General features: G+C 38.5%; 24 protein-coding genes and 1 other RNA gene. 22 read left to right on the top strand and 3 right to left on the bottom strand.

Annotated elements, in window-relative coordinates; genetic code table 11:
• The first annotated feature begins 32 nt into the window (after window positions 1–32).
• From gpsB to BFJ97_RS00705, 16 genes are all read left to right on the top strand, one after another.
• Window positions 33–329: a cell division regulator GpsB gene (gene gpsB, locus BFJ97_RS00780; RefSeq protein WP_068982756.1), complete on the top strand. Its 297-nt coding sequence runs from the start codon at window positions 33–35 to the stop codon at window positions 327–329.
• A gap of 60 nt (window positions 330–389) precedes the next feature.
• Window positions 390–770: RNase P RNA component class B (rnpB, locus tag BFJ97_RS00775), an RNA gene on the top strand.
• Window positions 771–1064: 294 nt separating this feature from the next.
• Window positions 1065–2810, top strand: a complete 1746-nt coding sequence (locus BFJ97_RS00770) for a sensor domain-containing protein (protein WP_068982755.1) — start codon at window positions 1065–1067, stop codon at window positions 2808–2810.
• Between the two features lie 3 nt (window positions 2811–2813).
• Entirely contained in the window at window positions 2814–3950 is a 1137-nt protein-coding gene (locus BFJ97_RS00765; RefSeq protein ID WP_068982754.1) for a THUMP domain-containing class I SAM-dependent RNA methyltransferase, read from the top strand.
• A gap of 85 nt (window positions 3951–4035) precedes the next feature.
• Window positions 4036–5943 carry an ATP-dependent DNA helicase gene (locus tag BFJ97_RS00760; RefSeq protein WP_068982753.1) on the top strand — a complete coding sequence of 636 codons (1908 nt, stop codon included), beginning with the start codon at window positions 4036–4038 and terminating at the stop codon, window positions 5941–5943.
• 251 nt (window positions 5944–6194) lie between these two features.
• Window positions 6195–7625, top strand: a complete 1431-nt coding sequence (locus tag BFJ97_RS00755; protein WP_068982752.1) for a histidine kinase N-terminal domain-containing protein — start codon at window positions 6195–6197, stop codon at window positions 7623–7625.
• Window positions 7618–8196: an ANTAR domain-containing response regulator gene (locus BFJ97_RS00750; protein WP_068982751.1), complete on the top strand. Its 579-nt coding sequence runs from the start codon at window positions 7618–7620 to the stop codon at window positions 8194–8196. The genes BFJ97_RS00755 and BFJ97_RS00750 overlap by 8 nt, the downstream gene beginning before the upstream one ends.
• A gap of 83 nt (window positions 8197–8279) precedes the next feature.
• The gene (gene eutH, locus BFJ97_RS00745) at window positions 8280–9524 is read left to right on the top strand and encodes an ethanolamine utilization protein EutH (RefSeq protein WP_068982750.1); all 1245 of its coding nucleotides are present in this window, start codon (window positions 8280–8282) and stop codon (window positions 9522–9524) included.
• Window positions 9525–9553: 29 nt separating this feature from the next.
• Entirely contained in the window at window positions 9554–9895 is a 342-nt protein-coding gene (eutS, locus tag BFJ97_RS00740) for an ethanolamine utilization microcompartment protein EutS (protein ID WP_053593758.1), read from the top strand.
• Between the two features lie 10 nt (window positions 9896–9905).
• A complete protein-coding gene (locus tag BFJ97_RS00735; RefSeq protein ID WP_083226864.1) occupies window positions 9906–10403 on the top strand; it encodes a EutP/PduV family microcompartment system protein in 498 nt (165 codons plus the stop codon).
• A 20-nt stretch (window positions 10404–10423) separates the two neighbouring features.
• Window positions 10424–11848, top strand: a complete 1425-nt coding sequence (locus BFJ97_RS00730) for an ethanolamine ammonia-lyase reactivating factor EutA (RefSeq protein ID WP_068982748.1) — start codon at window positions 10424–10426, stop codon at window positions 11846–11848.
• Between the two features lie 5 nt (window positions 11849–11853).
• The gene (locus BFJ97_RS00725) at window positions 11854–13224 is read left to right on the top strand and encodes an ethanolamine ammonia-lyase subunit EutB (RefSeq protein WP_068982747.1); all 1371 of its coding nucleotides are present in this window, start codon (window positions 11854–11856) and stop codon (window positions 13222–13224) included.
• 9 nt (window positions 13225–13233) lie between these two features.
• The gene (gene eutC / locus BFJ97_RS00720) at window positions 13234–14265 is read left to right on the top strand and encodes an ethanolamine ammonia-lyase subunit EutC (RefSeq protein ID WP_068982746.1); all 1032 of its coding nucleotides are present in this window, start codon (window positions 13234–13236) and stop codon (window positions 14263–14265) included.
• An 11-nt stretch (window positions 14266–14276) separates the two neighbouring features.
• Entirely contained in the window at window positions 14277–14927 is a 651-nt protein-coding gene (gene eutL / locus BFJ97_RS00715; RefSeq protein WP_068982745.1) for an ethanolamine utilization microcompartment protein EutL, read from the top strand.
• A 14-nt stretch (window positions 14928–14941) separates the two neighbouring features.
• A complete protein-coding gene (locus BFJ97_RS00710) occupies window positions 14942–16429 on the top strand; it encodes an aldehyde dehydrogenase family protein (protein WP_068982744.1) in 1488 nt (495 codons plus the stop codon).
• 16 nt (window positions 16430–16445) lie between these two features.
• Window positions 16446–16724, top strand: a complete 279-nt coding sequence (locus tag BFJ97_RS00705) for a BMC domain-containing protein (RefSeq protein WP_004269321.1) — start codon at window positions 16446–16448, stop codon at window positions 16722–16724.
• Here BFJ97_RS00705 and BFJ97_RS23915 read toward each other — a convergent pair.
• Complete coding sequence (locus BFJ97_RS23915; RefSeq protein ID WP_139114354.1) at window positions 16721–17275, bottom strand: hypothetical protein; 555 nt, start codon at window positions 17273–17275, stop codon at window positions 16721–16723. The genes BFJ97_RS00705 and BFJ97_RS23915 overlap by 4 nt on opposite strands.
• On the opposite strand from BFJ97_RS23915, the gene pduL reads away from it, so the two are divergent.
• The 5 genes from pduL to mdh are packed head-to-tail and all read left to right on the top strand — an operon-like array spanning window position 17241 to window position 20333.
• The gene (gene pduL, locus BFJ97_RS00700) at window positions 17241–17831 is read left to right on the top strand and encodes a phosphate propanoyltransferase (RefSeq protein WP_068982743.1); all 591 of its coding nucleotides are present in this window, start codon (window positions 17241–17243) and stop codon (window positions 17829–17831) included. The genes BFJ97_RS23915 and pduL overlap by 35 nt on opposite strands.
• A gap of 12 nt (window positions 17832–17843) precedes the next feature.
• Window positions 17844–18713, top strand: coding sequence for a phosphate propanoyltransferase (locus BFJ97_RS00695; RefSeq protein WP_068982742.1), 870 nt, complete (start codon window positions 17844–17846; stop codon window positions 18711–18713).
• Window positions 18714–18746: 33 nt separating this feature from the next.
• Complete coding sequence (locus BFJ97_RS00690; RefSeq protein ID WP_068982741.1) at window positions 18747–19031, top strand: EutN/CcmL family microcompartment protein; 285 nt, start codon at window positions 18747–18749, stop codon at window positions 19029–19031.
• Window positions 19024–19389 carry a BMC domain-containing protein gene (locus tag BFJ97_RS00685; RefSeq protein WP_068982740.1) on the top strand — a complete coding sequence of 122 codons (366 nt, stop codon included), beginning with the start codon at window positions 19024–19026 and terminating at the stop codon, window positions 19387–19389. Before BFJ97_RS00690 ends, BFJ97_RS00685 begins: the two co-directional genes overlap by 8 nt.
• On the top strand, window positions 19389–20333 hold the full coding sequence (gene mdh / locus BFJ97_RS00680) for a malate dehydrogenase (RefSeq protein ID WP_068982739.1): 945 nt from the start codon (window positions 19389–19391) through the stop codon (window positions 20331–20333). The genes BFJ97_RS00685 and mdh overlap by 1 nt, the downstream gene beginning before the upstream one ends.
• 298 nt (window positions 20334–20631) lie before the next feature.
• Here mdh and BFJ97_RS00675 read toward each other — a convergent pair whose 3' ends face one another.
• Window positions 20632–21774 (bottom strand): MFS transporter, encoded by a 1143-nt coding sequence (locus BFJ97_RS00675; RefSeq protein WP_068982738.1) that lies wholly within the window; start codon window positions 21772–21774, stop codon window positions 20632–20634.
• Window positions 21775–21837: 63 nt separating this feature from the next.
• Window positions 21838–22434 carry a TetR/AcrR family transcriptional regulator gene (locus tag BFJ97_RS00670; RefSeq protein ID WP_068982737.1) on the bottom strand — a complete coding sequence of 199 codons (597 nt, stop codon included), beginning with the start codon at window positions 22432–22434 and terminating at the stop codon, window positions 21838–21840.
• Window positions 22435–22603: 169 nt separating this feature from the next.
• Between BFJ97_RS00670 and BFJ97_RS00665 the strand changes: the two genes are divergently transcribed.
• On the top strand, window positions 22604–23428 hold the full coding sequence (locus tag BFJ97_RS00665) for a MerR family transcriptional regulator (protein ID WP_068982736.1): 825 nt from the start codon (window positions 22604–22606) through the stop codon (window positions 23426–23428).
• Window positions 23429–23444 lie beyond the last annotated feature (16 nt).

Below are 23444 nucleotides of genomic sequence, written 5' to 3'. Positions count from 1 at the left end.
TCGTGTATGTAGTGTGAGGAAGGGCGATGTAAATGGACATTAAATTAACGTCAAAAATGATCCTTGAAAAGGAATTTAAGAAAAACTTTAAAGGCTACAATGTAGAGGACGTCGATTCATTTCTTGATGAAATTATTCAAGACTATGAAACGTTCGAAAAAGTAGTGGCCCAACTACGTGAAGAAAATAAACAGTTAAAAGAAGAAGTTGATAATACACCAAAGAGACAACCTGTTGCAGCTGCAACATCTGGTACGACAAACTTTGATATTTTAAAACGTCTTTCAAATTTAGAAAAACACGTATTTGGTAGTAAGTTATACGAATAATTTTCATCAATTATATTGTATTTATCATAAAACTCTAGTATAATACTTCGTATCATCATGAAATTCGAGTAATCGCTGCGGCGCTTGACGTCGTAGAGGAAAGTCCATGCTCGCACGGTTCTGAGATGACCGTAGTGTTCGTGCTTACTGAAAAAATAAGGTAAGGCAGCTGTAATGGCTGACGGCGGAAGGAAAACCTAAGTCTTAATGATATGGTTGAAACTTCCTGAAAGTGCCACAGTGACGTAGCTTGCTTGGAAACATGCAAGGTGGAACGAGGTAAACCCCACGAGTGAGAAACCCAAATTATGGTAGGGGCACTCTCTAGAAGGAATTGAACGGATAGAGGGACAGAGTTCGCTCTGTAGATAGATGATTACTACCCGGTCGTACGAGGCGCAAGCTGATTGAGTACTCGGGAACAAAACATGGCTTATGGAATTTTTTGATGCTTATCTACGAAATAACAAGCGCTCTCCAATTTGGTGGAGAGCTTTTCTTTTGAATTCAATAGGAAAAAGTTACTTGTTAATCATGTTTAGACATGCGCGATATACGTTTGAGAATAAGGCAGTATACTGTTGGTCATGCCTCTATCACTACAATTTTATACATAAACATCTAAAAAACAGATATCGCAACGATGTACATATTTGTCTACTTATGAGTAGACTGGCGCAAATGCGCTTTTCTAAAAAATAAGGGTAGTAAAGAGAGATAGGATGGAGCGGAAACATGAACGGATTGAACGATTGGAATGGTCTCGATAAGTTAGATTCTATTTCCAAGTATCCTATTACCTTAATGACGAAAATTTTCGAAAATGTATCTGAAGGCATCATGATTACGGATAAAAATAAAAAAATAGAAATGGTCAATCCTGCATTTGAATTTGTAACTGGTTATAAGCGTGATGAAGTGATGGGCAAATCGCCAGCGGTTCTACAGTCAGGTGTACATGAATTACAATTTTATTTAGATATGTGGCAAAAGATACGACAAGAAGGCATTTGGCAGGGGGAAATATGGAATCGTCGTAAAACCGGAGACGTATATCCTGAATGGTTAACAATTGTCGGTGTAGCCAATGATGAGGGAGAGATTACAAATTACTGTGGAATTTTCACAGATTTGTCTGAGAGAAAAATAGTAGAAAATGAACTAGAAAAGAGTTTGTTAACTGACTCATTAACCGATGTATCAAATCGATTTGCTTATATTGAAAGAATGGATAATCTATTAGAATCGAGTTCTACTATTTCTCATTCAGTACAGCATGCAGTTTATTTTTTAGATTTAGATCGATTTAAACAAATTAATGATACGTTAGGACATGCAGTTGGAGATACGATTCTAGTAGAAGTGGCAAAGCGCTTAAAAACATTGTTGAAAAATAAAGATATTATTGCAAGGAATGGCGGAGATGAGTTTATTATTACGTTAACAAACGTGAAAAATGACAAAGAAGCCGCAAACTTTGCTGAACTAATTATTGGGACTATTGAACAGCCTTTAGATATTAATGGTCAGGATATTTTTATTTCTACGAGTGTTGGTGTCAGCATGTATCCAGCAGATGGAGAATCAACGGAGCAATTGATTCATTGTGCTGACAAGGCAATGACTTATTCCAAAAAGAACGACCTTAACGGCTATGCGTTTTATTTTGATGAATTGAAAACTGACTCTCAGCGAGTTTTATTATTAGATTCAGAACTACGGAGAGCAATAGAAAATCGGGAATTTGAGCTGCATTTCCAACCTAAAATCTCTGCGGAAAATGAAGAGATTCAAGGCGTAGAGGCACTTGTTCGTTGGAATAGTGAAAGGCTAGGATTTGTTTCTCCAGTAGAATTTATCCCATATGCTGAGGAAACAGGATTAATTATTCCATTAAGCGAAGTGATTATAGAAAAAGCTTGTGAGGCAGTTATTGAGATGCGTCAATCTGGATACGAGACTCCAGTTGCTATTAATATTTCAAGCATTCATTTTAAGCAACAAAACTTTTTAGAATCTATTCAATCGATATTAGAGCGCTATAACACACCTGCGAACAATTTTGAAATAGAAGTTACAGAACGTACTGTGATGAACAGTGCAAATGAAACGGTTAGCAAGCTCGTGCGACTGAAAAAGATGGGCTTCAAAATTTCTATTGACGATTTTGGGACAGGCTATTCGTCGCTTAGTTATTTAGTTCGCTTCCCACTGGATTGTTTAAAAATCGATCGAAGCTTTATTCAGCACATTGGCTCACTCGATGAAAAACAGGCAGTAGTGGATGCAATTATCCAAATGTCTCATCGTTTAAAAATGAAAGTTGTTGCTGAAGGTGTAGAACATGCACAACAAGTGGATATACTACGTAAAATGAATTGTGATATAATCCAAGGTTATTATTACAGCAAACCATTACCGCTTCACGAACTCATTGAGTTTATGGAGTATTGGAAAATTGAGCATCAAGGAAGGAATTAGAGTATGGCAAACTATAAATTAGTAGCAACTGCTGCAATGGGTTTAGAGTCGATTGTGGCACAAGAGGTAAAAGCACTCGGCTATGAAACAACAGTCGATAATGGCAAAGTGTATTTTGAAGGTGATGAAACGGCCATTGCACGAACAAACTTATGGTTGCGTGTAGCAGATCGTGTAAAAATTGTTGTAGGACAGTTTCCTGCCAAATCTTTTGAACAGTTGTTTGAAAGTGTAAAAGCTCTACCTTGGGAAAAATACTTACCAGTTGATGCAGCTTTTCCGGTATCAGGGAAGTCTGTCAAATCTAAATTATTTAGTGTACCAGATTGCCAGGCGATTACTAAAAAAGCAATTGTAGAGCGCATGAAACAGCATTATAAACGTTTAGGATTTTTGGATGAATCCGGTGCAACCTACAAGATTGAAGTTTCAATTTTAAAAGATGTGGCTACACTTACCATTGATACATCAGGTGCAGGCTTGCATAAACGTGGTTATCGTCAAGCACAAGGTGAAGCACCATTAAAAGAAACATTAGCTGCGGCACTTGTACAAATTTCAAAGTGGAATCCGAATCGACCGTTCGTTGACCCATTCTGTGGTTCGGGCACAATTGCTTTAGAAGCAGCGATGTTTGGACAAAATATTGCACCAGGCTATAACCGTGAATTTATTTCAGAAGATTGGCCATGGATGAAGGCAAAAATTTGGGATGCCGTACGAGATGAAGCAGATAGCTTAGCGAACTACGATCAACCTCTGGAAATTTTCGGGTCTGATATTGACCATCGAATGGTAAGTATTGCCCAAGAAAATGCAATAGAAGCTGGGTTTGGTGAGATAATTACGTTCAAGCAAATGCAAGCACGTGATTTCACGACACAGCTTACAGATGGTGTCATGGTCGGCAATCCACCATACGGTGAACGTATTGGCGATGTTGAAGTCGTAGAACAAGTGATTCGTGATTTAGGTACAGTCATGAAAAACTATCCGACTTGGTCTGTGTACATGCTGTCCTCGATGAAAAACTTTGAGGAATTGTATGGTCGTCAAACGACGAAGAAACGTAAATTATTTAATGGTTTTATTGAAACGAATTATTACCAATTCTGGGGACAAAAGTCTAAAAGAGATTAACGAAGGATAACGGAAGATAAGATTTTTTCTTATCTTCCGTTTCGTCGCGTATAATAGGACCAGATAGTTAGAGGGGGAACGTCAATTGCGTAAATCTTTACCATTTGTATTATCAAAGGATCGCTCATTTTTTGAGTCATTAGGTGACTGGATGGGGGACGTCCTTTACGATGAATTACCTGAAAAGGGCTTTGAATGTCGAGACGAGCAAATTTTTATGGCATATCAAATAGAGCAGGCCCTTAAAGAGAAAAACGTGCTTTTTGCAGAGGCAGGGGTAGGGACTGGGAAAACAATTGCTTACTTACTACCAGCTGTATCCTATGCACGCTATACTGGTAAACCGGCCCTTATTGCATGTGCTGATGAAACTTTAATCGATCAGCTAGTAAAAGAGGGCGGCGATATTTATAAATTACAGAAAACATTAGGTCTTGAAATTGATGTCCGCTTAGCAAAGTCAAGAGATCAGTATCTGTGCTTAAAGCGCTTTGAGGAAGCCGAGAAAGTAGAAACTGATGAATGGATCGATGATATTGCGTTTTCTATACCTGATGGCGTATATGCACAAGGTTCAATGATTGCGATACAACCTTATGGTGAACGCAGCAATTATCCAACTGTCAGTGATGAAGATTGGCAAAAAGTAAACTATAACTCGATTATGCAGTGTTCAGTATGTGATCTACGTAATCGATGTGGGCAAACGCTACACCGTGCGCATTATCGTAAATCGACAGACTTAATCATTTGTTCGCAAGACTTTTTAATGGAGCATTTAGCCACAAAGGAGTCTCGTGAGCGTGAAGGGCAATTAGCTCTATTGCCTGAAGTATCAATGATGGTGCTAGATGAAGGGCATTTATTAGAATATGCTGCACAAAAAGCAATGACGTATAAAGTACAGGCGACAACAATTGTTAGACTTTTAGAACGTTTAATGGTAGATGGGGTACGAGAACGTACACTATATGCGATGGAAAAATTACAAGATGATCATGAGCTATTTTTTGACCAGCTGCGAGATGATTTAGTCGTTTCTAAAGAAGAACGTAAACGTATTAATAAATCGCAGGCGCTGTTAAAATACGGTAAGCAGCTTGTTGATGATGTGGAAACATTACTTGAAGAATTGGTTTTTGAATCTGAAATGTATATGATTCCAGAGTATGAATTGAATATGGCGGAAGAGTATTTAGAACAATACGAAGCATCTTTACGTATTTTCATAGCACAAGGCGATGCTGTGGATTGGTTAGAGGAAACGGATGGGGAAGAAACGCTTGTCATTATGCCTCGTCTCATCACAGAAGTTTTAGCAGAAAAATTATTCTCTAAAAAGCTTCCGATTGTATTTTCTTCAGCAACTTTATCCGTTAATAAAGATTTTTCATACATTGCCTATAGTTTAGGAATTCGTAATTATCAATCGTTTTCTGTTCCATCGCCATTCGATTATGAAGAAGTTATGCGAATTTATTTACATGAGCTATCTCAAAAGGACAAAACTTCGCGTGTTCAACAGCTATTACGTGATGGTGAAAAAACGTTAATTTTATTTAAATCAAAACAAGCAATGTTAGATTTCAAAGCGGAGTTACCTCTTATGGAGCGAATGTATGTAGCATTTGAGGGGGACCGTGAACTATCAGGAATCGTTCGTGATTTCCAAGAAGGCACAGTCAAAACATTATGTTCCTATCATTTATGGGAAGGTCTTGATTTGCCTGAGGAGGCATTAACACGTGTTATTATATACGACTTACCTTTCCCACCACATGATCCATTATTTGATGCGAAACGTACGTTTGCAGAAAATCCATATGAAGAAGTAGAATTACCATTTATGCAGCTTCGTTTGCAGCAAGGGATGGGGCGATTAATTCGTACTTCAAACGACCATGGAGATATTCATATCTTGTTAAATGAAGAAGAAGCAAAACAACGTGAAACATTTGAAAATATATTAGCTGTCACACCGGAAATTAAGTAATAAAAAGCGAGTTTGCATTCATTGCAAACTCGCTTTTTGATTATATTAAAATAATAATTTTGTCGAATAATGTAGATGAGCTTGAAAAAAGTGTTGAATATTTCTCTTTTAAGCTATATAGTTCTTTGTAATGCAACAGAAATTATTAAAATAAATTATTTTTTATATTGAAAATGATTTTACAAAAGGTTTATAATGATGACAAGAAATTTTAAGAATAATTCGATTCTGATTATTCAGTGATAGGGGGTTTGAACCTGTCGAACATTCAATCATTGTGTAGAAAATTTACGAACTTATCTACAACAGATATAGAAAAGTTAATAGAAATAGAAGCTACACTAACATATTATGCTGAGTTGACAGATTGTTATATGTTCATAGATTGTATGATGGAAAACTTACCGCATGCAATTGTTGTGGCAGAGGCATTCCCAAAAAAAGAAAAGAGCTTATACGAAAAATCCGTAATTGGCAAATTTGTATTTGAAAGCTTTGAACCAGCAGTATTTGCTTCTTTTAAACATAAAGAAAAATCGTCAATTACTAGAGCAATCACACAGGAAGGAATAACTGTTGAACAAAACGTTATCCCTCTCTTTAATGATCAACAACAGGTCATTGCAGTGTTAATACAGGAAAAAAAGGTAGAGATGCAAACAACACCTAAAGATGATTTTCGGAATATGCCATTTGCGTTAATTGAGCATAGCGTAGAGCACAATTATCAACCGATTCCAGTCGTTTCTGATTTGTTAGAAGAATCAATTATTCTCACAAATCATGAAAACAAAGTCATCTATAGCAATCCTGCAGGTTACCGATTTATTTCAGAGCTATCGGGGCTAGAACGTTTTGACAACGTTGCATTGAATAAGATTTTACCTTTTTTACAGGAAGTCTATGATAAAGGCGATGATGTCTTTTTCTTAGAAATTACGATTGATCGTAAATCCTTTATTGTAAAGAAAATTCCTATTCGCAGTCAAAATGATAAAGTGACACTTCTCATGATTCATGATCTTACAGAGCTTAAGCTAAAAGAAAATGAACTAATGATGAAAACTTTTGCAATAAGAGAAATTCACCATCGTGTGAAGAACAATTTACAGACAGTTACAAGCTTATTACGTTTGCAAATGCGAAATGATTTGTCAGCTGCGAATGCCAGTGCTTTTCAAGAAGCTTTAAATCGAATATATAGTATTTCATCTGTCTATGAACTTATTTTAGAAAATGAGGATAACGCTGAAGAGAAAGTAGACGTTATCGCGTTGTCTAAAAAGATTGGACATAAAATGGTTGGGACATCCAACACACCGTCTATTCAATTAACCTTTCATCACGATAATGTACAACTATTTTGTCATGCTAAAAAAGCTGTGTCGCTCGCGTTAATCATTTGTGAGCTACTGCAAAATGCATTGAAATATGCTTTTACTGGTCGTGAGGAGGGAACAATCGATATACAATTTCAGCAGGATGCTTCCACTATTTCACTTCATATTTCTGACAACGGCGTTGGAATGCAAGAGGTGAAGGCATCATTTGGAATGGAGATTATTACAAGGCTTGTTGAATATGATTTAGCTGGCACATTTACAATTATCCCTAGTGAAAAAGGTACACATACTCAAATTCAGTTTCCTGTAAGTGAGGAGGTATTTATCCTAAATGACTAGGAAAGTTATGATTGTCGAAGATGAGTCACTAATTGCGATGGATTTGAAGTTAATGCTAGAAGATAACGGCTACGAAGTGGTAGCACAAGCGAATAATGGAGAATCAGCAATTGAATTGGCTTTTACACATAAGCCTCAGTTAATCTTAATGGATATTAAAATGCCAAAGCTGGATGGTTTAAAGGCAAGTAAAATTATCGAACAACAGGTCGGTATACCGGTACTATTTATTTCAGCTTATAGTGAAAAAGAATTGTTATTATACATGAAGCAGGACAATATTTTAGGCTATGTTATGAAACCGTTTTCTGAGAAAAATGTCCTTCCAGCGTTGGAAGTAGCTTTTCATCAAATTGATAAGTTCAACCGTCTTAACGGGGATTTGCTGCATAAACAAACAGAATTAGAAAAGCGAAAAATAATCGAACGCGCAAAAGGTTTGCTGATGCAGTCAGAAAATCTTAGTGAGGACGAGGCTTATAAAAAAATTCGAAGTGAGAGTATGCAGACTCAACAGGAAATGGTGCTTATTGCAAGGCGCATTATCAATACTTTACAAGTAAATAGTTGAAGCAAAGACGCTTTAAAGAGATTTTCTCTTTAATGCGTCTTTTTTCATATAGAAAGATAAAAAATAAAGGGGTGGTGAGTAGGATGGCAATGATAGGAACGGTAATCGTTTATATTATTATGATATGTGCAGTTTTAGGGGCAATCGGAGCAATTCGGGATGCTGAGTATGGTATCGGTAAAGAGTTTATGAATGGTATTCATACGGTTGGACATATTTTTGTACCTGCTGCAGGGATCATGGCAGCTATACCTTACTTAACGTGGTTTATAAGTCATTTTATTAGTCCAATTTTTGAGTTGATTGGTGCTGATCCTGCCATTGCGGCAACGACAATTTTAGCTTCGGACATGGGAGGATATCAATTAGCAAATGCATTAAAAGAGTCCTATGAAGGATGGGTCATGGCTCTAGTTGTCGGATTTATGTCCGGTGCAACAATCGTCTTCTCTATTCCAATGGGTCTTGCCATGTTAGATAAGCGTGATCATAAATATATGGCTTTAGGTATTATGGCGGGTGTTTTAACAATTCCGATTGGCGCATTTATTTCTTCCATCATGATTGTGACGTTTAATACAGAGGTTCGTGAAGTGATTAGTACAACAGCGGAACCAACATATGTTTTTGCCATTTCAGTTTTACAAATACTAATTAATTTATTGCCTTTATTTATTTTCGTCGTGTTAATTGCGTTAGGTCTCAAGCTAATTCCAAATGGCATGATCAAAGGCTTCATGATTTTTGGACGTGTGATGGATGCTGCTATCAAGCTTGTGCTAGTGTTCTCGATTGTAGAAATTTTCACAGGTATTTTTACAAAGGTCTTTGGTGCATGGGGCTTTGATCCAATCATGGCAGATAAAGTCGATCAATTCCGTGCATTAGAAACGGCTGGATATATCGGTATTATGCTAGCGGGTGCATTCCCAATGGTGTATTTGATCAGAAAATATGCATCGAAACCTCTAGAAGCACTAGGTAAAAAATTAGGCTTATCGTCAGTAGGAAGCGCAGGTCTTTTAGCGACAATTGCTAATATTTTGGCCATGTTTACACTCGTTCGACATATGCCACCGAAAGATAAAGTTATTAACATTGCCTTTGGTGTTTGTTCAGCATTCCTTCTAGGAGATCATTTATCCTTTACAGCGAATTTCCAGCCGACCATTATTTTACCTGTTATTGCTGGTAAGTTTTTAGCGGGTGTGATCGCTATTATTTTAGCCTATAAGTTATCTGTTCCAACAGCTTTAAGGCTAGAACAAGAGGATCGCGAGGCAGGCATTATTAAAGAAGGTGAATATCTAACAGATCAAAAGTCTTAAGTAAATAAACCTAAAAGAGGTGATGACGTGTGAGTGAAGAGAAGAAACGGTTTATTCAGGAGTTTGTGCCCGGTAAGCAACTAACATTGAGCCATCTAATAGCTAATCCTGACCCTGATATGTTTCAAAAGCTAGGCATTCAAGAAGCGGGTGCACTTGGCATCATGACATGTACACCGAGTGAAACAGTTATTATCGCAGGTGATTTAGCAACAAAGGCAGCCAATGTAAGACTAGGATTTTTAGATCGCTTTACTGGCAGTCTCGTTATTGTTGGCAGTGTGTCAGAGGTTGAAATGGCGATGTTAGAAATTAATCGTTTTTTATCAGAGATGCTAGGCTATACGCCATCAAAAATAACTAAGTCATAGGATGTGCCGTATGAAAAATCGAGTAATGATCATAGGTGGTGTGCAAGCAGGGAAGTCGACACTGATGAATGCGTTATTGGGGAAAGATGGACAAGCCAATAAAACACAGGCACTCGTTTATGATGACTGGATTGTCGATACACCTGGAGAATATATAGAAAATCCGATGTATTACAGAAACATTATGGCAACATCGCTTGAAGTGACACATGTGATTTACTTGCAGGATGCCACGTCACCAAAGAGTGTTTTTCCACCGCAATTTAGCTTAGGAATTCCGAAAATTCAAATTGGTGTCATTACAAAAATTGATGCACCTCTTGCAGATGTAGAAAGAGCAACAGCGTTATTACAAAATGTCATGACACATGGTCCTATTGTGAAAACCTCTTCGTGGCAAAAGCTAGGTATTGAGTTTATTGCACCACTTATTCAGCTCAAGTCTGACGAAGAAATTCGTCAATTTGTGAAGGATCGTGATAGTCCTTATCTCATGTATAGCCATTAGTGGCGAGAGGGAGGAGTAAATTGAAGACAGAAAAAATTTATAGTGCAGGCATTGATATTGGTACAAGTACAACAAAAATGGTTGTCAGTAGTTTTCTGTTGAAAAATGTTGCTGGTGTAACACATGTGCCGCGGATAGAAATTATTGAAAAAACGGTACTACATCAAAGTCCTATTATTAAAACACCGTTTATCAATAAAGAAATAATCGATATGGAAAAAATTGAACAATTTATTTTTCAGCAATACCAATTGGCCCAAATTGCACCAGCAGACATATCAACGGGTGCCATTATTATTACAGGCGAATCTGCAACAAAGGAAAATGCCAGCGAGGTTGTTCATGCGATTGCAGATACAGCCGGACACTTTTTAGTGGCCACTGCTGGTCCCGATTTGGAAGGCATCATTGCCGCAAAGGGTGCAGGTACCGTACAACAGTCTAAAAATACTGCCAAAGTAATTGCCAATATCGATATCGGCGGTGGAACAGCAAATATTGCGGTCATGCAGTTCGGAGAAGTAATTGGTACGTGTACATTGCATGTCGGTGGAAGACTAATAGAATTTCAGAACGGAATTGTCCATTCGATTTCACCACCGGTTATGAAACTTATGGAAAAATGGTCAAATCCATTAAAAGTTGGTGATTCAGCAGAGGATGCTCGTGTCACACAACTTATCCAAGAAATGGTGACGACATTAGCGATGACGCTAAGTGGACAATTAACAGATGAAGAGCATCCGTTATTGTTAGGGCATTTGCCAACTTGGGATAAACCAGTTGAAGCAGTCGTCTTTTCTGGTGGAGTAGCAGCCTGTATTTATGAAAATGATTGCACAAAACGCCAGTATGATGATATCGGCGAAAGATTAGCAAAAAGTCTTTTACAGCACGAGCAATTGCAATCCTTTTTATGGCTAAAGCCAGAGGAAACAGCACGGGCAACAGTGACGGGTGCAGGTACCCAAATAACTGAAATTAGTGGTGCAACAATCCAGGTTGATGCGGATGTATTGCCTTTAAAAAATGTGCCTGTTTTCAATTGCTATATGGACACGGACAAAAATAAGTTCGACTATACGATAAAGACAGCTGTAGAACGAGCCGATGCTTTATTTTCTACACAAGAGAATCGCTCTCCATTTGCACTCTATTTTAGTCAGTTACCTTATTTAAGTTTTCAAGATGTCCACGCAATAAGTAAAGCCATTTTGCAGCACTTAGCAACGAGAAGCTCCAAGGAAATACCAATTATCATAGTCATTCAATCAGATTATGCAAAGATTATTGGGCAAACGATTCAAGCACTGAATCCAACAGTTCACATTATTTGCATTGATCAAATCAAAGTTGAAACGGGTGATTATATTGACATTGGGGAAGTACTACCATCTGGTGTAGTCCCGGTCGTTGTAAAAACACTTGCTTTCCACTCAAAGTAAGGAGGATGAATGTGAAATTATCGGTGATATTTGGTGGAGAAAAATATAATTTTAATTCATTAAAAGATGTAATGGCCAAAGCCAATGAAGAAAAATCAGGTGATCAGCTAGCTGGCATTGCAGCTGAATCTGTACAGCAGCGAATTGCAGCAAAGGCTGTTTTAAGCGAGCTGTTAGTAAAAGATATAAGAGAAAATCCATTAGTTCCTCAAGAGAATGATGAAGTGTCACGCATTATTGAAGGTGATATTAATGAGCAAATTTATGGAGAAATTAAAAACTGGAGTATCGAGCAGCTAAGAGAATATATTTTATCCAATGAAACAGGCGACCGGGAATTAAAACGATTAAGCAAGGGCATGAATTCAGAAATTATTGCGGCCGTTACAAAGCTTATGTCCAACTTAGATCTTGTCCATGCTGCCAATAAAGTAGAAATACTGTCGACTTGCAATATTACGATTGGACAAAAAGGCACACTTTCCTCGAGATTGCAGCCAAATCATCCAACAGACAATATTGACGGTATTATTGCTTCGTTAAAAGAAGGATTGTCTTATGGTATTGGTGATGCGGTTATTGGTATTAATCCAGTAGATGATTCTGTTGAAAGTGTGAAAAAAGTATTGCATGCGACAAAGGACTTTATCAATGATTGGTCGATTCCTACACAAAACTGTGTATTAGCACACATTACAACACAAATGAAAGCCATTAAACAAGGTGCACCAGCCGATATGATTTTCCAAAGTATTGCTGGAACGGAAATTGCTAATCGCTCGTTCGGTATTTCTGCTGACCTAATAAAAGAAGCAGAGGAGCTTGTGAAAAAGCATGGAACAGGAACTGGCCCGAACTTATTCTACTTTGAAACAGGACAAGGTTCGGAGCTATCTGCTGAGGCACATATGGGCATTGACCAAGTAACGCTCGAATCGCGCAATTACGGATTTGCTAGACATTTTAATCCGTATATTGTGAATACCGTTGTTGGCTTTATTGGACCTGAGTATTTATACAATAACAAGCAGGTTATACGTGCGGGCCTTGAAGATCACTTTATGGGTAAAATGCACGGTCTCCCAATGGGCGTGGATATTTGTTACACGAACCATATTAAGGCAGACCAAAATGATATTGAAGATTTAAGTGTTTTACTAACAGCAGCAGGTGTCAACTTTATTATCGCTGCAGCTATGGGCGACGATGTTATGCTGAACTATCAGTCAATGAGCTTCCATGACGTCGCAACATTACTTCAAACGTTTGGTAAAAAACCAGCTCCTGAATATCTAGCATGGTTAGAAAAAATGGGCATTTATGAAAATGGTCGTCTATCTGCAAGAGCTGGCGATTTATCTATATTTGAAAGGTAGGTGAATCCATTGAATGAACAACTAGTTTCGATGATTACACAGTTAGTTATGGAAAAGATGGGCAATAATGCGTCAGACAAATCTTATCATGATACAGCTGTGCCAACAGAAAACCAAAAGGAAACACTTATTAAGTTTCACAATACGGTAGCTAATGCTAATTATGCTGATGAAGTAGTAAGCCCGAGCACAATTGAACAATCAAATGAACCATTAATTAAACTTTATCATAGTGAATCAAGTAATCATGAACAATCATATTACAGCGCAAGTAATGATGAATCGACTTATACTTCAGTACCTATCACAGAATTTAAATTTGAAGAGGATGAAGTGTCTGAAAGTGTCCAAGCTGCTAAAAAACATACACCAGCAAGAATAGGTGTTGGGAGAGCTGGGACAAGACCAAAAACAAAAACTTGGCTGAAATTCCGACTCGATCACGCAGCGGCAGTTGATGCAGTATATGGAGAAGTGACAGAAGAGCTATTACAAAAGCTTAACGTCTTTCAAGTAACAACTAAAGTGACAGATAAGGAAGAATACATTACTAGACCGGATTTAGGTCGCCGTTTATCAGATGAATCGAAGGCACTTCTTCAATCGAAATGCCAAAAAAATCCTAAAGTACAAATCATTATTTCTAATGGATTAAGCGCTAGTGCGATTGAAGAGAATGTGCAAGATGTTTATTTAGCGTTACAGCAAAGTCTGAGTAATTTAAAGATTGAAATCGGAACTACCTTCTATATTGATAAAGGGCGTGTAGCACTAATGGATGAAATAGGCGAGCTTTTACAAGCAGAGGTCATCGTGTATTTAATCGGTGAGCGTCCTGGACTTGTATCAGCTGAGTCAATGAGTGCCTATATATGCTATCAACCTAGAATTGGCACAGTAGAAGCTGATCGAATGGTCGTTTCGAACATCCATAAAGGTGGTATCCCGCCATTAGAGGCAGGTGCTTATTTAGGAACAGTCGTTCAAAAAATATTGCATTACAAGGCAAGTGGAGTAGGTCTTGTGGCAAAAGAAGGTTAGGGGGCCAAACAATGAATCCTCAAAAAATTATGGCTGAAATTTTGGCAATGCAAATCATTCCAAGAGTAAATAGTGAATTAGCAGAGCAATTAGATTTAAAGCCATATCACAATAGCATTGGACTCGTAACTCTCACAATAGATGATGTTGGATATGTAGCATTAGATGAAGCGACGAAAAAAGCAGATGTTGATGTTGTTTACGCAAAAAGCTTTTATGCTGGAGCGGCACATGCATCTGGGCCATTATCTGGTGAGGTCATTGGCATCATTGCTGGTAGCTCGCCTGATGAAATACGTAGTGGTTTAGATGCGATTCAGCAGAAAATTCAGTTTGATGCGTATTTTGAAGCTATTCTTCAAAATGAAAACCACGCTCTCTTTGCACATACTGTAGCAAGCTGTGGTACGTATCTGGCAGAGTTGGCGAATGTTAAGGCTGGAACTGCTCTTGCCTATTTAATAGCACCACCACTTGAGGCTGTTGTTGGATTAGATGCTGCATTAAAGTCGGCAGATGTAGAGCTAAAGGTTTTCTTTGGTCCACCATCTGAAACCAATTACGGTGGCGGTTTATTAAGTGGTAGCCAATCTTCCTGCCAAGCTGCAGCAGATGCTTTTAGAGAAGCTATTGAGAATTTAGCGAGAAACCCAGTTGTATAGAAAGGAGGGGCTTTATGGCCACATTAGATAAAGATTTATTAGCAATTCAAGAAATGAGAGACGCCGTGAGACGTGCCAATCTTGCACAGGCTGCTTACATGCAGTATTCACAGCAGCAAGTAGATAGTATCGTCAAAGCTGTTGCTGATGCCGCATTTAAAGAAGCAGAACGTTTGGCAAATATGGCCGTTCAGGAAACAGGGATGGGTATACCTAATCATAAAAAAATGAAAAATGAGGTTGCCTCTCGAGATGTCTACGAAGATATAAAAGATTTAAAGACAGTTGGTGTTGTAGGTTTCGATCGCATGAAAAAAGTTACAGAGATCGCTAGTCCGTTTGGCGTGGTCGCGGGCATTGTCCCAACGACAAATCCAACATCAACAGCAATCTTTAAAACACTTATTTCATTGAAAACTAGAAATGCTCTAGTATTAAGCCCACATCCTTATGCGGTCGACTGTACAAAGGAAGCTTTAGAGATTTGTAGAGTTGCTGCAGAAAAAGCAGGAGCACCAGAAGGATTGCTACACTGTTTAACGATGTCTTCTATGGAGGCTACACAGCAACTAATGAAGCATCCAGATATTCATTTGATTTTAGCGACTGGTGGCGGTGCGCTAGTGAAAGCAGCCTATAGTTCAGGTAAACCTGCTTACGGTGTAGGACCAGGAAATGTTCCGGCTTACATTGAAAAATCAGCTAATATTTCTAAGGCTGTTCGTCAGCTTGTACAAAGTAAATCTTTTGATAATGGCACAATTTGTGCAACGGAACAATCCATTATTGTAGATAAAGTCATTGCAGAGCAAGTGTTAACAGAGTTAAAGAAAAACGGTGCTTATCTTTTGAGTGATGAAGAGAAGGTGAAGATGGAGAAGCTAATTTCTCCTATCCCAGGAAAAGTAAATCCTCAAATTGTAGGGAAATCAGCTGCATGCTTAGCGGATTCTGTAGGTATTACCGTGCCAGAAGATACGAAAGTACTCGTTGGGATGGAAACAATGATTGGCAAAAACATTCCATTTTCACTTGAAAAATTGTCACCGATATTTGCATTATACACAGTCGAGGACAGCACAGAGGCAAAACAAGTGATGATTGATTTACTAAACATTGGTGGACGCGGTCATACATGCTCGATTCATACAGAAAATGCGGCTTTAGCTGAGCAGTTTTCAGTTGAATTGCCAGTGTCCAGAATTGTGATCAACACATTATCTTCTATTGGAGCTGTTGGTGGAACTACTGGATTAGCACCTTCCTTCACATTAGGATGCGGCACGTTTGGTGGTAATATTACGTCCGATAACATTACAGCGAGACATTTATTAAATATTAAACGTATGGCTTATGGCATTAAAGATGTAGAGGTGCCAAAACCAGAATTCTTAACAAATCCAGTTGTAGAAAGTATCAAGGAACAAGATGCATCTATTGATACAGCGATGGTGCAGCAAATTGTGGATCAAGTATTAAAACAAATAACATTAAATAAATAATTTGGAGGAATGACAAATGAGTACAGCATTAGGAATGGTAGAAACAAAAGGACTTGTAGGAGCAATTGAAGCAGCAGATGCAATGGTGAAAGCTGCTAGCGTTAATTTAGTAGGAAAAGTACATGTTGGTGGCGGTATTGTTACTGTATTAGTTCGTGGTGATGTAGGCGCAGTAAAAGCAGCTACTGATGCAGGAGCTGCAGCGGCACAACGTGTAGGAGAACTTTTATCAGTACATGTAATCCCACGTCCACACCATGAATTAGAAATGATTTTACCAAAAGCAGAAGCTTAAATTTTAAAGACAGAAGAGCTAAAGCGACGGATAGAAACCCTGGAGCGACGGAAAGAAGCCAGGGCGACGGAATGAAAGTCCGAAACGACGGAAAGAAAAGCCGAAGCGACGGATAGAAGCCAGAGCGACGGAAAGAAGGTCCGAAACGACGGAATGAAGAACCGAAGCGACGGATAGAAAAGCCGAAGCGACGGATAGAAGCCAGAGCGACGGAAAGAAAGCCCGAAACGACGGAAAGAAAAGCCGAAGCGACGGAAGGAAAAGCCAGAGCGACGGAAAGAAAAGCCGAAGCGACGGATAGAAGCCAGAGCGACGGAAAGAAGCTCCGAACCGACGGAAAGAAAAGCCAGAGCGACGGAATGAAGCTCCGAACCGACGGAAAGAAAAGTCGAACCAACGGATAGAATCATCAAAGCAACGGAAAGAACATCATAAACGGAAGGGCAGGATGCATCACATTGTGCCTCATCCTGCCCATTCATTTTCAACAGTAATGAAGATATAGAGGTGGCTAACGTGAAAACAGCGACAAAATCATTTCCTGTGGCCATTTCAGCTCGGCATATACATGTAAGTGAAGAGGATTTACAAGCACTTTTTGGTCCAAATGCAGCGCTAACAAAGGACTTTGAACTTTCGCAGCCAGGCCAGTTTGCAGCAAAAGAGCGTGTCTCCATTGAGGGACCAAAAGGTGTCCTTCACAATGTACGTGTATTAGGTCCTGTAAGAGCGGCAACACAGGTGGAAATCAGTCGAACAGATGCAATGAAATTAGGATTAACCCCTCCTTTAAGGCAATCGGGTGATATCGAAAGTTCAGCTGGCATCAAATTAATCAATCAAGAAAAAGAAATAATGATCGAGCAGGGTGTCATTATTGCACAGGCACATATTCATATGACGGAAGAAGATGCGTTGGCATTGGACGTACAAAATAATGAACTAGTATGTGTTGAAGTGGATAGTGAGCGACCGGTGACATTTCGTGGGGTCGTAGTTCGTGTGTCGAACGATTTTAGTTTAGAGATGCATATCGATACAGATGAAGCGAACGCGGGCTTTATTGAACAGCAAGCGCAAGGAAGAATTGTTAGATCATTAACGTAAGGAGGAGGTTAGATGCAAGAAAATTTAGTCCAAAAAATTGTTGAAGAAGTATTGCAGCAAGTCTTGAAAAATCAGCCTTCCCATCAACATGACGGAAAAATTCCTATTGGTGTATCAGCACGACATGTACATCTTGCACAAGCGGAAGTGGAGCAGCTTTTTGGTGAGAATTATCAATTAACACCTAAGTTTGAGCTTTCACAGCCAGGCCAGTTTGCTGCTGAGGAAACAGTTGTTATTGCTGGTCCAAAGGGGTCCATTGAGCGAGTACGCATTTTAGGTCCAGCTCGTTCATTATCTCAAGTAGAAATTAGCTGGACAGACGCAATGAAATTAGGGGTTAAGCCACCTTTAAGAGTATCAGGAGATATAAAAGGCTCTAGCCCGGTTACACTTATTGGTCCAAAGGGCAGTGTCGTGTTAAATGAAGGACTCATTATTGCGCAAGCTCATATTCATATGTCACCGGCTGACAGTGCTCGGTTCCAAGTAGCAGATGGACAATCAGTGCAAATCAAAGTTGAGGGTATAAGACCCATTATTTTATCAAATGTAATAATTCGTGTTTCTGAGCGTTATCGATTGGAGATGCATATCGATACAGATGAAGCAAATGCAGGTTTAATCCAACAAGGTGCCTTTGCAGAAATGGTCAATGCTCAAGCGAATGAACAAATGAATATCAAAGAACTCCCACCAGTCGTAAGTCAAGCTGACAAACCATCAATCTATCATTTTGATAAGAAGCTACTTTCGCAGGTAGAAGTACTTGAAATAGAAGCAAAGGAAATTGTTGTTCCTAAAAAAACAATTGTGACAGCATTGGCTTATGACAAAATAAGAGAGTTGAATAAAACGTTAACAATTCGCTCTAGTAATTAGAAAAGTTCATGCAAAATAAAGAGGGTGATGTTCATGCTGATGGGAAGAGTGATAGGAAGTGTATGGGCAACACGTAAAGAGGAAGGGTTGAATGGCTTAAAATTATTAATCATTCAACCAATCGATTCCAATCAACAGCCGATTCGCACAGAAATTGTAGCAGCTGACCGGATCGGAGCGGGAATTGGAGATGATGTGCTCATTACGAGTGGTGGATCATCACGATATATTATGACAGACAATCCATTACCTATCGATGCAGTTGTTATAGGTATTATTGATTCTACGGAAGTTATGCGAGGTGAAGAGAATGAGTAGCGCTATTGGAATGATTGAGACAAAAGGATTAGTAGGCTCTTATGAAGCTGCTGATGCGATGATTAAGTCATCAGATGTAACCATCGTCAAGCAAGAGTTTGTTGATGGTGGGATTGTGACAATCGTCGTGAAAGGTGATGTTGGTTCTGTCCAAGCAGCAGTAGAAGCTGGAAAAGCCGCAGCAATGCGTGTCGGTGAATTGTTAGGCGCTCATGTTATTCCGAGACCTGATGAAGATGTGTTCCAAATGATTAAAGGACCAGAAGCACCAAAGAAAAAGCCAGCACCGACTACAACATCAACGCGTGCTAAAAAAACGACGGAAACAGCTGCTACTGAAAATCGAGGTGAGGCTTAATGACATTTCGAAAAAGTAAAATCGCTGTGATCGGAGCTGGTCATACAGGCGCGACATTAAGCTTATTTTTAGCCCAAAAAGAGCTAGGAGATGTTGTTCTGTTGGATATTCCAGAAGCGGAAAATCCGACAAAAGGAAAGGCGCTTGATTTATTACAAACAGGACCAATCGAAAAGTTTAATGTTTCCATTAAAGGAACGAGTAATTATGAGGATATAGCTGGAGCAAATATTGTCATTATTACAGCTGGTATCCCTCGTAAACCTGGTATGAGTCGTGATGACTTAGTGACGACGAATGCGAAAATCATTCAACAAGTTTCTAAACAAATCAAACACTATGCATCTAACAGCATCGTTCTTATATTAAGCAATCCTGTAGATGCTATGACTTATGTTTGCTATAAGGAAACAGGCTTTCCAAAAAATCGTATCATTGGCCAATCAGGTGTGTTAGATACAGCACGTTTTAATACATTTGTAGCACAAGAGCTTCAAATTGCTCCAGAAGATGTTTCAGGATTCGTCTTAGGTGGACATGGCGACGAAATGGTCCCTTTAATTCGATATTCCTATGCTGGGGGTATCCCATTAGAAAAATTAATTCCGCAAGACAGACTGCAGCAAATCGTAGAACGTACACGTAAAGGTGGCGGAGAAATTGTTGGGTTGTTAGGGAATGGCAGTGCTTATTATGCACCAGCTGCAGCATGTGCTCAAATGGTAGAAATTATTATGAAAGATCAGCGAAAAATAATTCCTTCTATCGCCCTTTTAGAAGGTGAGTATGGTTACCATGATTTATTTTTAGGGGTACCGACAATATTAGGTGGCAATGGCATTGAATCAGTCATTGAATTGCACCTGACAAATGAAGAAAAAACGGCGCTCCATCAATCAGCAGAAGCCGTCAATCAAGTAATACAAATTTGCCAAAACATCTAAATAAGGTAATCAGACCTTATTCGTCAATATGATATATTGGATCCCCAACTATATATCTATTGTCATAAATTTTAGCTCTTAAAAATGTTTGATTGGAAACCGAACAGTACACTTAAAAGCTAGTTAAAACTCCCCGTATATATAGAATCAAAAGCTCTCTTTAGTTCGTGAAAACGATGAGGAGAGCTTCTTTAGTATATACAACTCAAATTGAGCAATTTAAGATAGGGTGAATGTTTAGGCACGCCTGCTGAAAAACGGCTTGGTAGTCACCGAAACACATGTGATGCAGTCCCCATTAAATTTCCTTTCTTTTATGTAAATATGGGAATAACGAAAGTAACCCTAGGGTAGCTAAACAAACGCCAATCCACAGTGGTGATATATAGCCATATCCTTTACTAATACCTAAGCCTCCTAGTGAAGAACCAATAACAATACCAAGCGTAATAAAAGAACTATGAATGGTATTGATCATCGTGCCATTATTAGCTGCTTTCATCACTCGCGCCACCATAGCTGGATTCATTGCTACACCAGTAAAGCCAATAAAAATAGTAGTAATAACTGCAATATATTTATTTTCAGCTCCTAAAGCAAATAAAGACAATGCTACGATTAAAATAATCAATCCACTCAAAAGTGTTTCCATTGTATATTTATCAGCAAACTTACCAATCACTATATTCCCAATGACTGTTGCACTACCATAGAGAGCAAGTAAATAGGGAATGCTTGCACCTGAAAAGCCTGTGATATTTGTAAAGATCGGCGTAAAATAACTAAATGCCGCAAACGTACCACCTATAATAAACATACTTGTTATGTACGCTGCCCAAAGATGAATATTTTTAAAGTGCATAAGCTCGTCTTTCCAGTTTAATCGTGCTTTGTTTGGCGATGATGGTAGTAACAATTGAATCAGAATCCCGGAAACTAGTACTAGAATAGAAACAAACCAAAAACTCGCACGCCAACCAAAATTTTGTGAGATAACTGTCGTTATAGGTAAGCCTATGACTGTTGCGATCATTAAACCAGCAAGAACAATAGAAGCAGCTTTTCCCCTTGAATTAGGGGGAACCAATGTTGCAGAAAAGGAAATGGCAACACCAAAAGCTGAAGACGAAGCGATACCAGTAATAATACGTGAAATCATCATACTATCGTAGTTCCAAGCGAGAGCTCCGAGCGACTGGCCGATTAAAAATACAAACATTAAAAATAATAATGCTTGTTTACTGCGTATTCGTAGAAGAGTTGCAGTTAAAATAGGTCCTCCTACTACCATTGCTCCTGCATAAGCTGTAATTAAATACCCGATTGAGGATACAGAAACCTGAAATGCAAGAGCAAGTTCGTTCATCATACCTGCAACCATAAATTCAGATGTAGTCATACAAAAAATTGCTAGAGCTAGTAAATAAATAATCGATGGCATAAAAACACTCCTTAATTTATTATTGTAATGTTCGGTACAAAAATGATGCTAAAAAAGAGCGCACTAAGCGCCAAAAATAGAGTCCAAAGTTCCTTTCATAATCTGCTCAGACAACATCCTATTTTGCATCGAAACATTCAAAACACGGAACCCGTAATAACTACTTAAAAATAGACTAGCTAATTCCTCAGCTGTTTGCTTTTTTGAAATTTCGCCAGTTTGCAATCCTTCCTCCATTACCTTTTCAATTGCTTGTTTAAGAAGCTCGACATGCCGTGAGAAAATACCTTGAACCATTTCATCGTTTTTAGCTCTTTCCACACCGGCATTAATTAACAAACAACCCTTTTGATCAATATTCTCAAAGTCTTCTTTCAGTGCCCATTCGAAAAGATTACTTAACCGTTCTTTCAATGCAATTGGAGCTGCTAATAATTCCTGCTGTTCCTTTATTCCAAACTCATGATAACGTTCTAATACTTGTTTATACAGTTCATGTTTACTACCAAAAGTATTGTATAAGCTACCTTTCCCAAGTCCAGTATCATTGCATAAATCCTGTGTAGAACAGCCCTCATATCCTCTTATCCAAAAAGTTTTCATGGCGACATCTACAATTGAGGAATAATCAAACTCTCGGGGTCTGCCTCGTTTATTCAAATTTATCCACCTCCCATATACATTAATAGAATATCCTTTTTTGTACTAAACGGTCAATAAAAGTTTTTAGTCAAGGACAGTTAAAGCATAAATCTTGATTGACTTTGCCCTAAGGGGAAGGTGTATAAATGAATTGTAGCAATAACAAATCTTTGAGTGAGGTGGTTTTGTGCTATCAATAGGAGAATTCTCGAAAATATGTGGTGTATCTACAAAAACACTTCGCTATTACGATGAAATTGGATTAATTAACCCAGATGAGATAAATGCTGAAAGCGGTTATAGGTATTATTCCATCGAACAACTTAAAAGGATGCTCTATATCAATCGGTTAAAATCGTATCATTTTTCTCTTGAAGAAATTAAAACTATGCTGGAATTAGAAGATGATCAATCCGAAGAAATGCTTTGTTCGGCGCTTAACCATAAGAGAAATGCGATTCAAGAAAAACTAAAGGCTTTTGAATATCTTGTAAAACAACTAAGTCATGATATTGCAAACTTAGAAAAGGAGATACCGATCATGTCGTACCTTGACGCTATCGAAGTACAGTTGGTTGAAACAAAGCCAATGAATATCCTTCATAAGCGACTCATAATGAGCAGTGATGACTATGCATCGGGATATGGTAACCATTTTAGCAAGCTATATGAAAAGATTGCGACGGAGCAGCTCACTTTACTTGGTAAGCCGATGACGATTTACCACAGCCCTGAATTTAATCCTACTGGTAATGATACTGAGTTCGCTATTCCAATAGCTGAGTCTGTCAAAGGAACGAGAGATTTGCCTGGAAGCCTCTGTGCTAAATCTGTTTTAAAGGGGGCATATTCAGAATTAACATCTGTCTATGCTAATTTAATGAAGTGGATCGAAAACGAAGGTTATGAATTGATATTGCCGCCATATGAAATATACATAACAGATCCAAACCAAGCAAAAGTTCCTGAAAATTATGTAACAGAGGTATATTTTCCTGTAAAGAAGAAATGACAAAACCAACATTGGG

Source organism: Lysinibacillus xylanilyticus (genome assembly GCF_001708185.1).
Classification (GTDB): domain Bacteria; phylum Bacillota; class Bacilli; order Bacillales_A; family Planococcaceae; genus Lysinibacillus; species Lysinibacillus xylanilyticus_A.
This window is presented reverse-complemented; position numbering and strand designations above follow the sequence as displayed.

Excerpts from the sequence above, each read along its gene's own strand:
- gpsB (WP_068982756.1), top strand. The coding sequence starts at position 33 with ATGGACATTAAATTAACGTCAAAAATGATCCTTGAAAAGGAATTTAAG.
- BFJ97_RS00770 (WP_068982755.1), top strand. The coding sequence starts at position 1,065 with ATGAACGGATTGAACGATTGGAATGGTCTCGATAAGTTAGATTCTATT.
- BFJ97_RS00765 (WP_068982754.1), top strand. The coding sequence starts at position 2,814 with ATGGCAAACTATAAATTAGTAGCAACTGCTGCAATGGGTTTAGAGTCG.
- BFJ97_RS00750 (WP_068982751.1), top strand. The coding sequence starts at position 7,618 with ATGACTAGGAAAGTTATGATTGTCGAAGATGAGTCACTAATTGCGATG.
- eutH (WP_068982750.1), top strand. The coding sequence starts at position 8,280 with ATGGCAATGATAGGAACGGTAATCGTTTATATTATTATGATATGTGCA.
- BFJ97_RS00735 (WP_083226864.1), top strand. The coding sequence starts at position 9,906 with ATGAAAAATCGAGTAATGATCATAGGTGGTGTGCAAGCAGGGAAGTCG.
- BFJ97_RS00725 (WP_068982747.1), top strand. The coding sequence starts at position 11,854 with ATGAATGTGAAATTATCGGTGATATTTGGTGGAGAAAAATATAATTTT.
- eutL (WP_068982745.1), top strand. The coding sequence starts at position 14,277 with ATGAATCCTCAAAAAATTATGGCTGAAATTTTGGCAATGCAAATCATT.
- BFJ97_RS00710 (WP_068982744.1), top strand. The coding sequence starts at position 14,942 with ATGGCCACATTAGATAAAGATTTATTAGCAATTCAAGAAATGAGAGAC.
- BFJ97_RS00705 (WP_004269321.1), top strand. The coding sequence starts at position 16,446 with ATGAGTACAGCATTAGGAATGGTAGAAACAAAAGGACTTGTAGGAGCA.
- BFJ97_RS23915 (WP_139114354.1), bottom strand. The coding sequence starts at position 17,275 with ATGGCCACAGGAAATGATTTTGTCGCTGTTTTCACGTTAGCCACCTCT.
- BFJ97_RS00695 (WP_068982742.1), top strand. The coding sequence starts at position 17,844 with ATGCAAGAAAATTTAGTCCAAAAAATTGTTGAAGAAGTATTGCAGCAA.
- BFJ97_RS00690 (WP_068982741.1), top strand. The coding sequence starts at position 18,747 with ATGCTGATGGGAAGAGTGATAGGAAGTGTATGGGCAACACGTAAAGAG.
- BFJ97_RS00685 (WP_068982740.1), top strand. The coding sequence starts at position 19,024 with ATGAGTAGCGCTATTGGAATGATTGAGACAAAAGGATTAGTAGGCTCT.
- mdh (WP_068982739.1), top strand. The coding sequence starts at position 19,389 with ATGACATTTCGAAAAAGTAAAATCGCTGTGATCGGAGCTGGTCATACA.
- BFJ97_RS00675 (WP_068982738.1), bottom strand. The coding sequence starts at position 21,774 with ATGCCATCGATTATTTATTTACTAGCTCTAGCAATTTTTTGTATGACT.